Source organism: Pseudoalteromonas lipolytica, from assembly GCF_001306915.1.
Lineage (GTDB): Bacteria > Pseudomonadota > Gammaproteobacteria > Enterobacterales > Alteromonadaceae > Pseudoalteromonas > Pseudoalteromonas simplex.
On sequence record NZ_LJTC01000001.1, the window covers coordinates 359,022 to 372,591 of the forward strand.

Consider the following 13,570-nt stretch of genomic DNA (forward strand, 5'->3'; position numbering starts at 1 on the left):
TATAGCGGCACATTTTTAATCTCTAAACAGTGACGCTCTAAAGCCCGACCTACAAGGGTATGGATTGAGGCCATCGCGCGAAATAAACTTCACGCCTACGCGGGGTAAACCCGCTGCTACCTAAAAGCTTGCGACTTTACTCTTGTAACTCGTTACCTTGTATTAAATCTGAGAGCTGACGGCTGAAAGCTGATGGCTTGTTGAACCATCGTGCGAAATAAATTTCACGCCTATGGTCATCCTTTACTCTTTCCCCTTGTAGCTCGCTAACTTTTTTAAATCTGACTGCTCTGAGTGTGTTGGGTTTCGCTACGCTCTACCCAACCTACGAGCTCGCTAACTCGTACACTTTTTCGCCTCATGGGTTAACTGTTTGAGTGCGATGATTTGGCCTTGTTTGTTCTGGTCTAGGGCGAGTAGGTCACCTTGGTGAATATGAGTATCTAGGGTGCCGTGTTTTTGTAGTTCTTCAAGGAGTGATTGTTTAATTTGTACTATGACATTTTGCTCGCAGTCGGCGATATACCAGTCGTTATCAACAGTGACTAGACGGCCGGTGAAGCTGGTGCGGGCTTGGTGATTGGCTAATGCTTGTTGGTAGTTCGCATCTAGGCTTTGTTTTTGTTGTTTAAGATTACTCACATAGCTGCCTTTGGCGTCGAGTTCGTGTACCTCAAGCCATTGATAATCTGATAAATCCACGGCGTAAACATCGGTTAATTCACGGTTGTTGTATTGCAGCATGACAAAGCCAAGAATCGCTAAAGCAGCAAAAACTCCGGTCATTTGCAGGCCTAAAAAGCGCTGTGGTCTTGGCGTTGCCGACTGTGGCTTTTGCATATGTGAAAGCTCGTCGCTGCTTAAGCTGTGCTCTGCCTTACGTTTTTGAAAATGTGCTTTTAAATCAGTATCGAGTTGCTCGTCGTTACGCTTCATGATGGCCTCCTAGTTGTTGTTTCAGGTTTTGACGGGCATATCGCAGCCGAGTTTTAATGGTCTCTGGGTTACTTTGTGTGATAGCTACAATATCATCGAGACTAAAGCCTTCTTGCTGTAAGGTCAGCGCTTCACGTTGTACAAAGCTAAGCGCCATAAGTGCTTTATCAAAGGCTTCGTAGTTGTAGTGATAACTCTCATTCTGAGATTCGGTAAATAGCTGGTTATCTTCTAATTCAACGAACTTTTGCTGCTTACGAAATTCATCAATTAATAAATTACGAGCTAATCGAAAAAGCCACGCTTTTGGGTTGTTCTGATCATTGTAAAAGTCGCGTTTATCAATAACTTTTAACCAAGTTTGCTGGCATATATCAAGGGCAAGATCTTTATCACTTTGTGTAACTAGATAGTGATAAAGATCATTCCCGTATTGAGCAACGAGTTGGTTAAGGTAACGGTTGTCGCCCGTTTTGGCATACTGCGCCAAACAATCTGTGTTTGGCTTGTCAAATAACCATGTCTTGATGCTCATTAGCATAGGCAGTTATCCATCTATTTTAAAATCAAGTTGAACGCTTTGGTTTGTTTGCAATTGTGCCACACCTTCAACAACTTTAGGGCGATATTTCCAACGTTTAATGGCGCGAATTGCTTCACGGTCAAATACCCGTTTAGGCTCAGCATCAATAATAACAGGATCAATCACTTCACCAGTCGGTGAAATACTAAAGCTAATTTGCACCCAACCTTCAATGCCGTCGCGAGCTGCTACCGGAGGGTACTTAGGGTTAATACGCACAATTGGCGTTGCATCTCCTGTTGGTTGATTAATAGTTTTGCTCAGTGTGTCGCCAATGTTATCGAATGTCATTGTTGGTGTTAAATCAGCTACCACAACTGTTTCGGTCGTATCAATGGTTGGCCGCGGTGGCACTTTTGGTGGCATTTTTGCAACTGGCGGTGGCGGCAGTGTTTGCTTTACTTGTACTTTTGAGTCTTCCGGTACTTCATAAATTTCAACCGTGATGTCTGGGCCTGTTTTTACATCGGCTCTTTGCTCAGCAGAAATTAAGTACTGCATAAATGCAAATGCTGCAAAGGTCATGACACCACCACCAATAATTGCTGCGGTTGTCTTTAAAGCAGCATTGCTGTTATTCAAGCTTGCTGAGTTTAGTGGTAAAGTATGCATAGCCGTTCCTCTTTGGATAATTGCTTTCATAGCTAAAACGGCTGGCAAATAAAAAAGGGGTGAAATTTTTTTCACTTTTTATTTTTCACAAGTTTTTTAGGTTGTTATGAAACTTATTCAAATAGATAAAGCCCGTTACCGTAAACATTTAAACCAAGTAATTATTGCTTGTGTAATTGCTTTAGCCGTTGGCAGTTTAGCCATTTCACAAACATTAATTGCGTTATTTCCTGATCCAAGCGGTAGCCATTTTCATTGGAACCTATTAGGTGTTGTTGTGTGTAGTTTGCTGGTGGGCTTTGTGCTTAATAAGTACCGCAATCATGATTACATGACTGAAATTGTCTATGTGTGGGAGCTTAAAAAAGCGCTGAATAAAATCACCCGTAAAATGCCAAAGTTAAAAGCAGCAGGGCGTGAGGGCAATGCCGATGCTTTATTAGCAATTCAATACAGTTATGCGGGGTCACGTTTGTTATGGCAGCTTGATGACAACACTATTACCATGGATGAGTTGGCAATTAAGCAGGCTGAGCTTGATAGTGTTGCGCAGCAGTACAATTTAACTTTAGATGTTGATAAGTATGACGAAAAGATACTAAATCAATACTAAAAAGTTGTCTTTGTACCTATTTTGCTTTATTTTTTGTTGCGTCAAAATTTTAAAGATTGTGAACAATGAAAAAAATAACACATACAGTTGTCTCGTTGCTGCTACTAGGCCCCACTTTTGCTAGCGCTAATGATATTAGTTTTTCGATTGGTGGTGGCTATCCGTACTTTGTAATACCTGAAGTATCTGTTGCAAGTGCTGACTTAAGCCAGCGTTGGTATGGCAATTATAAGATAGGCCTTGATGATGGATTTGCTGTGGGTTTTGAGCAAGCTATAAGTGATAATAATAAACATGCAATCGGCTTGCTGGTTGGCGCATTAGGAAACAGAGAAGTAGATACTCAGTGCGATGAATCTCAAAATAGCGATGAACTTACAGCAGCATTTGCCAACGCAATTGGTTGTGCTCTCGCTGAAGCGTTTGATGAAGAAACCACTAATGGTATTGGGCTTAGTTACAGCTATAATTTCAGTGGCTTAAACCAAGACGGTTGGCGATTGAGGTTTGAATTAGGGTACGGTGAAGCCTCAAGCGATGATAATAAACGTGTTGATGGTGGTATCAACTTGAGTTATGAGTTTTAAGCAATTTTTTGAAGCAAATAATAAAGGTGGTTCATTTTAATGAAGAAGATTTTGATTGTTTGCTTAGGCAATATTTGCCGCTCACCCACAGCTGAAGCGGTGCTTCGTAGTCGAGCAAAGTCATTAGGTATTAATGTCAAAGTTGATTCTGCTGGCACCATTGGTTATCACCAAGGTAATCCACCAGATCCTCGCTCAAAAGCAGCAGCCGAAAAGCGCGGCTATAGTTTTAAAGGAATTTATTCGCGACCTGTGACTCAAGCTGATTTTTATGAGTTTGATTTAATCCTCGCAGCCGACAAGCAAAATCTTGCTGATTTAAAAGCCCAGTGTCCAGAGCACTTACAATATAAGCTGTCGCTATTTTTAAGTCATGGTGACGCAGGGGAAAGCGAGATCCCTGATCCCTACTATGGTGGCGATCTAGGCTTCGAAAAAGTACTCGATTTAATTGAGAACGCAGCAGATAAACTACTTAACAAGATATGATAGGGTCGCACTGCGACCCTGTTATTTAGTTGTTGATTTTAAAATCTAATTGCACCCGAGAAGTCGCAGCAATAGCTTGACCATTTTCAAACTTAGGGGCATAACGCCACTGTTTTACTGCTTTAACAGCTTCTCTTTCAAATGCAGAGCCACCCTCAGAGCCAACCACAGTTATGTTGTCTACAAAGCCTGATGGGGTTACTTCAAACTCCATTACGACACTGCCATCTTCCATACGTTGAACTTTTGATTTTGGATATTTAGGGTGTACGCGGTATAACGGCTCTTGTTCTTGGCTTTCTTTCCACGGCACCATTTTCGCAATCGCTAAGCAATGTTTAGTTGCTTCGTCGCTTTTACCTGTTTTTTCGTATAGATGAACTAGCTTTGAATGGGCGTTTAATTCGGTTTGATGATCAAAGTCTAGCTCTTGATCAAATACGCTTACCACGTGATTTAAACGCTCAATGGCGGTGCTGTATTTACGTTGATTTTCTGCAAATGCGGCAACTAAAAAGTCAGCGCTAATACGATCGACAGCGTTATTGGGTAAATTCTCTTGATAGTAATCATCGGCTTCTTCAAGATATTTCTTTGCTGTGTAATAGCGCTCACCAGTGCCTTTATATGCAAGGATACGAGCGGCGGTCATTTTTGCATCTGCAACAAGCTTGGCGGAGTTTTGTTTTTCAGCAATGGCAATGACATCATCTAAATACGTATCTGCACGCTTAGCTGAAGGTGTTGATTCTGCCATGCCGATTAATGAGTCATACACTTGTGCACTGAGTTTACCGTGATTTTGTTCTAGTATTTCGTAGGCTGTACGATATAACTCAAAGCGTTGCTCTTGCTCGCTTTTATCTAGGCTGTTTGCATAGTTAATAGCAAGGTTCGCAGTGTTGTCGGCGCTTTCGCCATAAACTTTTTTGCCTAGTTCAAACGCTTTTTTTGCAAGCTCACTACTGTCTTGCTGATTTTTTACAGCGGCGACATAAGCGCGGTAGGTGTCGTTAAACTCTTGTGTGGTCGTTTCATTAGCCATGCTTTGCTGGCTAAATAAAAGTGCCATGCATAAGGCAAGCGAGCTCTTTTTCATAATATTCCTTATTATTTTGCCCTGAGATAGAGAAGGGAATTAATACTAGTTGATGATAATCATTATCATCATTAGGTGCAAGGTAGCAAGTTACACTCGTTGTGTCACTGTTGAATATTAAGATACATAGTATGTTTTTATTAACAATTTGAACAAGGTCCGACTGTTTATCGAGATTAAACTAATCTATTTTTTCGAATATTTTGAATGTGATTTTTTAAAACGCATTACAATTCAATTAGGTAGCTGTATGACGGCGAGTTTTCAAGTGTTTGATGAGCGCCACTAAAGCGAGGCGCAAAGCTCGTATCTTGGGGTGGTTTGAGTGTATAATACTTGAATTGCTGGTAACTGCCTCAATATTAGTTATCACTCGTCGTATGTTGCATCCTTACAACCTCAAGCTGTTGTAATCACATTTGCAGTATCGCATTTATTTTTTAATTTGGATTTGTCGTGGCGCAAGTAAGAGCAAGAGTCCAGCTGAATGTTGGCAAAAACAGTGATATCCCTGCAGAAATCGTATCTTTTAGTGGCTTAAATGATGGCCAAGAACATGTCGCTTTAGTGTTTAATCAAGCAGACACAGAGCAAGATGTTCCTTTAATTCGAATGCATTCAGAGTGTTTAACGGGCGATGTATTTCACTCTTCACGTTGTGACTGTGGTGAGCAATTAAATGAGTGTATCGAGATGATGCACCAGCAGGGTGGTATTTTACTGTATTTACGCCAAGAAGGCCGTGGTATTGGCTTATACAATAAGATTGATGCTTACGTATTACAGTCGCAAGGTATGAATACGTACGAAGCAAATAACCATTTGGGTTTTGCTGATGATTTACGTGATTTTTCAGACGCGGTATTAATGCTCGAAGCACTCAATCAAAAGCATGTTAAGTTAATGACTAACAACCCAAATAAGCTCAAAGCACTGCGTGATGCGGGTATTGAAGTTGATTCAGTGGTTGGCACTCATGCGCACATTAAAGCGGGTGTGGTAGGTAACCGAGCTTACCTTGAAACGAAAATCAAACATGGCTCGCACATGCTTGATATTAAAAAAATTAAAAAGCCTGAGTAAATTTCACAACAGGTGACTATAAACAAGCGGCGCACCCAGTTATACTCGGTGCGTTTTGTCGTTATTGAATGAGAAACTATGTCGATCGAAGTACGTATTTTTAAAGCTGATGCGGGCGTTAAATGGTTTAAAGCTGGGTGGGAAATCTTTAAGCTGCAACCTTTGACTTTTATTTTAATGCATCTGCTAATCGTGATAATTAGCTTTATGGCATTGCTGCTACCTTTACTGCAAGTTGTTGGTGCATTTGTGACGCCATTTTTGATGGCAGGTTTTTATCAAGCAGTGCTAACAAAGCAGCAAGGCGGGACTATCAGCCAAGCAGATATTTTTAAGCCATTTAGTAATAAAGGAAACCGTATAGGTTTAGTGCGCGTTGCCGTGTATCAGATGGCGGCAGGTATTTTATTAGCCTTACTGTCTAATTTCATTTTTGCAGATGCCTACGCAGTTATTTCGAGTCAAACTTTCGACCCACAAAACCAAACACATATTGCCGATTTATTAGCAACCATTTCAATGGGGCAAGTTGCGGTATTTCTATTGGCGATCTGTGTGTATTTAACTGCTTTTGCCTATGCAGTGCCTTTGGTTTATTTTCAAAAGCAAAGCAATATGTTTCAGGTTTTAAAAACCTCATTCATGGTGTTTTACCATAATATGGCGCCACTTGGTGTTTATGGCCTAATTTGCGCTGTTTTAATGGTGATCTGTATTCCTTTATCGTTTATTCCACTATTGGTTTTAATGCCAATTTGTTACATTAGCTTCTTCGTGTCTTTTCAGGCCATTTTTATGCCAGTTGTGCCAAAAGGTGATGACCAAACAAAAGCACCTGAAGCACAGTCACAATCAGGACGCTTTGACGCGTAATGGATGATAAAGAACAAAAGTTAAAGAATTACGTACTTTGGTTATTGTCCCGACAAGATTATTCGCGTCGGGATTTAACGCGAAAGTTACAGCAAAAAGAGGCGACACCTGAGTTTACAGAGCGCTTGTTAGATTGGTGTGAATCACACAACTTTATTAACGAACAGCGCTATTGCGAAGGGTTTGTACGCCGCCATTTAGCTAAGTATCATGGTGTAAAACGCATTCAGAGCGAAGCAATGGCAAAAGGGATAGACCGAGCACTATTAGATAAGACGCTCGAGGAGTTCGAAGTCGATTGGTTCGAACTCGCAAAGGACGCATATTTAAAGAAGTTTTCAAATTCAGGTAAAGAACTCGACCAGAAAGAAAGAGCGAAACGTGTACGCTACTTGATGTATCGAGGCTTTAATTACGAACAAATTGATTTTGCAATGCAAGCACAGCAATAAACGGGTGAGATTTTCACATGCAGCATATGACTACCGCACAGATCAGGCAACAGTTCTTAGACTTTTTTGCCTCTAAACAACACCAAATTGTTCCTTCAAGCTCGCTGATCCCGGGTAACGATGCCACGTTATTATTCAATAACGCCGGTATGGTGCAATTTAAAGATGTATTTTTAGGTGCGGAAAGCCGCCCTTATTCACGTGCAACCAGCTCTCAACGTTGTGTACGCGCAGGTGGTAAACATAACGACCTTGAAAACGTAGGCTACACTGCACGCCACCATACATTCTTTGAAATGCTAGGTAACTTCAGCTTTGGCGATTACTTCAAGCAAGACGCAATCAAGTTTGCGTGGGAGTTTTTAACTGATGTTGTAAAACTACCGCAAGAAAAGCTCCTTGTTACTATTTATCATGATGATGAAGAAGCCTTCAACATTTGGCATAAAGAAGTGGGTCTAAGTGAAGATCGTATTATTCGCATTGCAACTAGCGATAACTTCTGGTCAATGGGTGATACAGGTCCTTGTGGTCCATGTTCTGAAATCTTTTACGATCACGGTGAAGAAATTTGGGGTGGTCCTCCAGGTTCACCTGAAGAAGACGGTGACCGTTTCATCGAGATCTGGAACCTAGTATTTATGCAGTATAACCGCCATGCCGACGGTACAATGGAGCCGCTTCCTAAGCAGTCTGTTGATACAGGTATGGGTCTTGAGCGTATCTCTGCAATTTTACAAGGTGTGCACTCAAACTACGAAATCGATTTATTCCAAGCGCTTATTGCAGCTGCGGCTAAAGTAACAAACGCGCAAGATTTAGATGATAAATCGTTACGCGTTGTGGCTGACCACATTCGTTCGTGTGCGTTTTTAGTGTCTGACGGCGTTATGCCATCAAACGAAGGCCGTGGTTATGTATTACGTCGTATCATTCGTCGTGCTGTTCGTCACGGTAACAAGCTAGGTGCGAAAGGTGCATTCTTCTACAAGCTAGTTGCTGCGCTAATTGAGCAAATGGGTCAAGCGTACCCAGAGCTTGCAAAGCAACAAGAAATTATTGAAAAAGTACTGCGTATTGAAGAAGAGCAGTTTGGTAAAACACTTGAGCGTGGTCTGGCTATTTTAGAAGAAAGCCTAACTGATATCGAAGGCGATGTGATCCCAGGTGACTTAGTATTCAAACTTTACGATACTTACGGTTTCCCAGCTGACTTAACGGCAGACGTGGCGCGTGAGCGTTTCATGACGATTGATGAGCACGGCTTCCAAGAGTGTATGGCTGTTCAGCGTAAGCAAGCACAGCAAGCGGGTAAGTTTGGTGCTGATTACAACCAACAACTTAAGTCTGAAAAACACACAGACTTTAAAGGTTACGATGCAGAACATTACACAGGTACTGTGGTTGAACTTTTCTCTGAAGGTCAATCGGTTTCTGTACTTGAAGATGGTCAAGAAGGTATCGCAATCTTAGACCGTACACCGTTCTACGCTGAATCAGGTGGTCAGGTTGGTGACACAGGTGTGTTAAAAGTAGCTGGTGGTGAGTTTGTAGTGACTAACACCACGAAACTTGGTAATGCATTTGCACACCATGGTCGTGTACAAGGTCGTATTGGTACAAACGATAAAGCAGAGGCAACAATTGATGCGGCACGTCGCGATAGCATCAAGAAAAACCACACTGCAACGCATATTTTGCATGAAACATTACGCCAAATTTTAGGTGAGCACGTAAGTCAAAAAGGCTCACTAGTTGACCCTGAACGTTTACGTTTTGACTTCTCTCACTTTGAAGCGGTAACAAAAGACGAATTACGTCAAATCGAGCGCGCAGTAAACGATGAAATCCGTCGTAACTTTGCGCTTGAAACTGAGCTAATGGCTATCGAAGATGCAAAAGCAAAAGGTGCGATGGCATTATTCGGTGAAAAATACGATGACGAAGTGCGCGTAGTTACCATTGGTGATTACTCAATCGAGCTATGTGGTGGTACTCACGTTAAGCGTGCAGGTGATATCGGTTTATTTAAAATCGTATCAGAAAGCGGTATCGCTGCCGGTATCCGCCGTATTGAAGCGGTAACGGGTGCTGAAGCGGTTGCTTATGTAAGTGAGCAAGAACAACAGTTAAACGATGTTGCAGCACTAGTAAAAGGTGATAGCAGCACAGTACTTGAAAAAGTAACTGCGTTACTAGAGAAATCAAAAGGCCTTGAGAAGCAAATTGCACAGCTTAACGACAAGCTAGCAAGTGCGGCAGGTGCATCGTTACTTGACTCTGTTGTTGAAGTGAACGGTATTAAACTGCTGGTTGCTGATGTTGCAGGTACTGAGTCTAAAGCACTACGTGGCATGGTTGATGACCTGAAAACGAAGATTGGCTCAGGTGTTATTGCCCTTGGTGTTGCTAATGGCGACAAAGTAAGCCTAATTGCCGGTGTAACTAAAGACTTAACAGGTAAAGTGAAAGCTGGTGAACTTGTAAATCACATGGCTGCACAAGTAGGCGGTAAGGGCGGTGGTCGTCCTGATATGGCGCAAGCAGGTGGTACTCAGCCAGAGAACCTAGCTGCAGCCTTAGAAAGTGTAACGGCATGGTTAACTGAGCGTTCTTAATCAGTAGTGGCACTTATCGTCCAAAAATTCGGTGGCACCTCAGTTGGCTCAATAGAGCGAATTGAGGCCGTCGCCGACCTTGTTGTAAAAACCAAACAACAAGGCCATCAAGTTGTGGTGGTGCTCTCGGCGATGTCGGGAGAAACTAACCGTCTAATTGAACTCGCTAAACAAATCGATTCTAGACCCAGTGCTCGTGAGCTTGATGTATTGCTAACCACCGGTGAGCAAGTGTCGGTCTCTTTACTCGCTATGGCTATTATTAAACGTGGTCACTCAGCGGTAAGCTTACTTGCTGATCAGGTCAACATTCGCACCGATAACATGTTTGGTAAAGCGCGGATTGAAGAGATTGCGGCGACTCGTCTAAAGCATGAACTTGAACATAACCGTATTGCTATAATAGCTGGCTTTCAGGGCCGCGATATTGAAGGCAATATCACCACGCTTGGTCGCGGTGGTACTGATACCTCTGCGGTTGAGATTGCAGGTGCTATCAATGCCGATGAATGTCAAATTTACACCGATGTTGATGGGGTATACACCACCGACCCACGTATTGAGCCTAATGCGCGACGTATGAGCCATGTCACCTTCGAAGAAATGCTCGAAATGGCTAGTCTTGGGGCTAAGGTACTGCATATTCGTAGTGTCGAAGCGGCAGGAAAATACAATATACCGCTCAGAGTGTTATCGAGTTTTAACCCGGATCAAGGGACCTTGATCAGTTTTGAGGAGCCGGATGTGCAAGCAAACATTGTGTCGGGTATCGCCTTTAATCGTGACGAAAGCTTGATTTACGTCAATGGCGTACACCAAGGAACGGAAAACCTTGCAAAAATTTTGAAACTTTTTGCAGAATTTGGCATCGAAATAGATATGATTAATCAAGTTAATCATAACTTTGAAAAAATAGACTATGCTTTTACTGTGCACACGAATGATTTTGAGCAAGCCCTTGAAATTTTGACCAGTAACCAAGATGGTATCAGCGCAGAATCTATTAAAGGGATCAGCAATGTTGCCAAGGTGTCTGCAGTAGGTGTAGGGATGAAATCTCACTCTGGTGTGGCAAGTTTATTTTTTAATGCCCTTGCCGATGAAAACATCAAAGTGATGCTTGTATCGACATCAGAAATAAAGATATCAGTTTTAATTGACGAAAAGTATTTAGAACTGGCTGTACGTGCGCTACACAAAGTTTTTTTAACCGAAAATGAATAAGATCTAGAGTTTTTACTTACTTTTAAGTCTAGATTTCATTAGAATGTTTTTGACGCGGAATCTTTTAATTTTTTGGAACATGGGAGCAAGAGAATGCTAATACTAACTCGTAGAGTAGGTGAAACCCTAATGATCGGTGACGAAGTAACAGTTACTGTTCTTGGTGTTAAAGGAAATCAAGTTCGTATTGGTGTAAACGCACCGAAAGATGTATCAGTACATCGTGAAGAAATCTACATGCGAATTCAAGCAGAGAAATCTAACCCAAATCCGGGCAACGTTTAATCAGCGACAGATATTTTAAGAGCCACTCACTGAGTGGCTCTTTTATTTAGTTCGGCTGTCATTTCATCATTTAGCGCTTGTTTAGAAATATATTGCATACCGCGCTGTGCCTTTAAAATATAACCTCGCTCAGTTTCAATAATCTCACTAATCTGTTGCCAGCTTAATTGGTAGCTTTTATGCGGGTTTTCGGCTTTCACCCCATCATCATCAAATACGATAGTCACTTCGCTGCCTGATGCACGGCTCATCATTTGTCTTGCGACCCACCATGGGCGCTTGTAATAAAACGATAAGCACTCAACGACGGCAAGCATAATCATAAAGCTACCAAGGTAATGGTTCTCTAATTGATAAAACGCCAATAAGCCTAAGGTTATTAACAATATCAACAGCGGGTATTTAGGCTTGGCTTGAGATGAATAAGGCAAAGACTCATCAAAGCATTCGTAATAATACGGTTTATCTAATGTGTAAGTTGTACTTAATGTCATTCGTGGGCTCACTTAATTTGCTGACAGCAGTTTAACATTGATAGAAAAAATCTGCCGTAGTTGGTTTTCATTTAGTTGTCATTGTGAGAGCTTAAGGTATGTGTATTTTAAAGGCGTAAGTTGTATGTTTGTTAGTTCAATGTCATTAGCACTTGCAATGACCACAAATACTTTTTTAGTTATGGGCGATATGCCATACACCCCGATTGATGAAATTAATCTCGCCAAAGACGGAAAAATTACCAAGGCAATCGCAGCAACACCTCATGGCTTTTTAATACATCTTGGTGATATGAAATCCGGGGCGCTTGCTTGCACGAACAAGCTTTTGCAAACAAATAAAGCGTTATTGACGTCGTTGACCAAACAGCCTTTTATTTATACCCCCGGTGATAATGAATGGACCGATTGCGACCGAGAAAAGCTATCGGTGCGTTTTGATGAACTTGAGCGGCTAAGCTTTGTTAAAGGCCTAATGTTCGACGAGGCTTATACACAAAAAGCGAAGCAATTACAGGGTTATGCCACACAAGCTGAAATGCTAGAGAATGCCCGTTGGCAGTTTGATGGTATTGAGTTTCGTACTTTGCATATACCGGGCACTTTTAATGGTCGCTCACAAATTTTAAAAAGTGACAAAAACGCAGCACTTGATGCCGCTGACAAACGTGATAAGTACAACTTAATTTGGTTAAAACAAGCACTTGTTCAACAAGATGCTAAGGCCTATGTGTTTGGCTTTCAGGCTGATATTTACCACCCAAGCAGTAAACCCGCCTGTAGTGAATCGCAGCGCTCTAAATGTGATGCATTTAAACTATACCGAGATGCCATCAGCGACTTTGCAAAGCACACTAAGAAGCCTGTGCTTGTAATGCATGGTGATACCGGCCCATATTGTCAGCAGCCGTTAGCGAGTAACTTAACGCGTTTAAATGTCCCCGGAGATTTTGCTGTAAGCGATGTCGCAAAAGTAAGTTTTATCGACGGCCAATGGCATATAGCAAGTATAACGACAAACGAGCCCCTCACTAAGGTTTGTAAATGAAAGCTGAAAGTTAGCGAGTTTTTAGAGAAAGGAGCTATCAGCTTTCAGCCGTCAGCTATCAGATTAAAACCCAACAAGTTAGCGAATTTCTAGAGGAAAGAGTAAAGTTAGCGAGTTTGAGGCTCACGTAGGCGTGAAATTTATTTCGCGCGGTGGTTTATAAAGTCATCAGACTTTAAACCCAAGTTAAGACTTGTAGGAGGCGTTTTAACGCCGAAAAAACTCACGCTATAGCCAAAAGTTCACGGTTAAAACCATTCCTACGATTATCTCAGATCTCATGCATCATTTAAAAAACAAAAAAGCGGCACTTGGCCGCTTTTCTTAAGTAAGGTGTGCTATTAGCAGTTAGTTTCTTCTGCGTTAACACCTTCTTTTACTTCTTCACATGCATCTTCAACTGCATTTTGTGTATCAGTAATTGCTTCGTCAATACGCTCACCTGCGTCTTCAGCAGAGTTGTCTTCACAACCCATGATGAAAAGACCTGAAAATAGGGCGATAGTTGCGGCTTTTAAAGTTGAATTTTTCATAATGAAATTCCTTGTAAATTTAAAAATAAAGTAAGTGGTTA

General features: G+C 41.7%; 16 protein-coding genes. 10 read left to right on the top strand and 6 right to left on the bottom strand.

Annotation, left to right across the window (positions count from 1 at the left end):
* Nucleotides 1-336: 336 nt before the first annotated feature.
* Genes AOG27_RS01650 through AOG27_RS01660 form a run of 3 tightly spaced genes read right to left on the bottom strand, consistent with a single transcriptional unit; the run spans nt 337 to nt 2,131 of the window.
* Nucleotides 337-936, bottom strand: coding sequence for a hypothetical protein (locus AOG27_RS01650; RefSeq protein WP_054551270.1), 600 nt, complete (start codon nt 934-936; stop codon nt 337-339).
* Nucleotides 926-1,477 (bottom strand): RNA polymerase sigma factor, encoded by a 552-nt coding sequence (locus tag AOG27_RS01655; RefSeq protein WP_054551271.1) that lies wholly within the window; start codon nt 1,475-1,477, stop codon nt 926-928. The genes AOG27_RS01650 and AOG27_RS01655 overlap by 11 nt, the downstream gene beginning before the upstream one ends.
* A gap of 6 nt (nt 1,478-1,483) precedes the next feature.
* On the bottom strand, nt 1,484-2,131 hold the full coding sequence (locus AOG27_RS01660; RefSeq protein ID WP_054551272.1) for an energy transducer TonB: 648 nt from the start codon (nt 2,129-2,131) through the stop codon (nt 1,484-1,486).
* A 106-nt stretch (nt 2,132-2,237) separates the two neighbouring features.
* Here AOG27_RS01660 and AOG27_RS01665 point away from each other — a divergent pair, with 106 nt between their 5' ends.
* The 3 genes from AOG27_RS01665 to AOG27_RS01675 all read left to right on the top strand — a co-directional run bounded on the left by AOG27_RS01665 (nt 2,238) and on the right by AOG27_RS01675 (nt 3,820).
* Nucleotides 2,238-2,744: a DUF3087 domain-containing protein gene (locus tag AOG27_RS01665; RefSeq protein ID WP_054551273.1), complete on the top strand. Its 507-nt coding sequence runs from the start codon at nt 2,238-2,240 to the stop codon at nt 2,742-2,744.
* Nucleotides 2,745-2,809: 65 nt separating this feature from the next.
* Entirely contained in the window at nt 2,810-3,331 is a 522-nt protein-coding gene (locus AOG27_RS01670) for a hypothetical protein (RefSeq protein ID WP_054551274.1), read from the top strand.
* A 39-nt stretch (nt 3,332-3,370) separates the two neighbouring features.
* Nucleotides 3,371-3,820 (top strand): low molecular weight protein-tyrosine-phosphatase, encoded by a 450-nt coding sequence (locus AOG27_RS01675; RefSeq protein WP_054551275.1) that lies wholly within the window; start codon nt 3,371-3,373, stop codon nt 3,818-3,820.
* A 25-nt stretch (nt 3,821-3,845) separates the two neighbouring features.
* Here the strand turns inward: AOG27_RS01675 and AOG27_RS01680 are convergent, their stop codons facing one another.
* Nucleotides 3,846-4,919 (bottom strand): energy transducer TonB, encoded by a 1,074-nt coding sequence (locus AOG27_RS01680; RefSeq protein ID WP_054551276.1) that lies wholly within the window; start codon nt 4,917-4,919, stop codon nt 3,846-3,848.
* Between the two features lie 456 nt (nt 4,920-5,375).
* On the opposite strand from AOG27_RS01680, the gene AOG27_RS01685 reads away from it, so the two are divergent.
* The 6 genes from AOG27_RS01685 (at nt 5,376) to csrA (ending at nt 11,454) form a co-directional block, all read left to right on the top strand.
* Nucleotides 5,376-6,002, top strand: coding sequence for a GTP cyclohydrolase II (locus AOG27_RS01685; RefSeq protein WP_054551277.1), 627 nt, complete (start codon nt 5,376-5,378; stop codon nt 6,000-6,002).
* 78 nt (nt 6,003-6,080) lie between these two features.
* Nucleotides 6,081-6,875 carry a BPSS1780 family membrane protein gene (locus AOG27_RS01690; RefSeq protein ID WP_054551278.1) on the top strand — a complete coding sequence of 265 codons (795 nt, stop codon included), beginning with the start codon at nt 6,081-6,083 and terminating at the stop codon, nt 6,873-6,875.
* Nucleotides 6,875-7,327, top strand: coding sequence for a regulatory protein RecX (locus tag AOG27_RS01695; protein WP_054551279.1), 453 nt, complete (start codon nt 6,875-6,877; stop codon nt 7,325-7,327). The genes AOG27_RS01690 and AOG27_RS01695 overlap by 1 nt, the downstream gene beginning before the upstream one ends.
* 17 nt (nt 7,328-7,344) lie before the next feature.
* A complete protein-coding gene (gene alaS, locus AOG27_RS01700) occupies nt 7,345-9,945 on the top strand; it encodes an alanine--tRNA ligase (RefSeq protein WP_054551280.1) in 2,601 nt (866 codons plus the stop codon).
* A gap of 6 nt (nt 9,946-9,951) precedes the next feature.
* Nucleotides 9,952-11,169 carry an aspartate kinase gene (locus tag AOG27_RS01705; RefSeq protein ID WP_054551281.1) on the top strand — a complete coding sequence of 406 codons (1,218 nt, stop codon included), beginning with the start codon at nt 9,952-9,954 and terminating at the stop codon, nt 11,167-11,169.
* A 93-nt stretch (nt 11,170-11,262) separates the two neighbouring features.
* Nucleotides 11,263-11,454, top strand: coding sequence for a carbon storage regulator CsrA (csrA, locus tag AOG27_RS01710; protein WP_036970495.1), 192 nt, complete (start codon nt 11,263-11,265; stop codon nt 11,452-11,454).
* Nucleotides 11,455-11,480: 26 nt separating this feature from the next.
* Here the strand turns inward: csrA and AOG27_RS01715 are convergent, their stop codons facing one another.
* Entirely contained in the window at nt 11,481-11,948 is a 468-nt protein-coding gene (locus tag AOG27_RS01715) for a YcxB family protein (RefSeq protein WP_054551282.1), read from the bottom strand.
* A gap of 124 nt (nt 11,949-12,072) precedes the next feature.
* Here AOG27_RS01715 and AOG27_RS01720 point away from each other — a divergent pair, with 124 nt between their 5' ends.
* Nucleotides 12,073-12,996 (top strand): hypothetical protein, encoded by a 924-nt coding sequence (locus AOG27_RS01720; protein WP_054551283.1) that lies wholly within the window; start codon nt 12,073-12,075, stop codon nt 12,994-12,996.
* Between the two features lie 341 nt (nt 12,997-13,337).
* Here the strand turns inward: AOG27_RS01720 and AOG27_RS01725 are convergent, their stop codons facing one another.
* Nucleotides 13,338-13,529: a hypothetical protein gene (locus AOG27_RS01725; protein ID WP_054551284.1), complete on the bottom strand. Its 192-nt coding sequence runs from the start codon at nt 13,527-13,529 to the stop codon at nt 13,338-13,340.
* Nucleotides 13,530-13,570 lie beyond the last annotated feature (41 nt).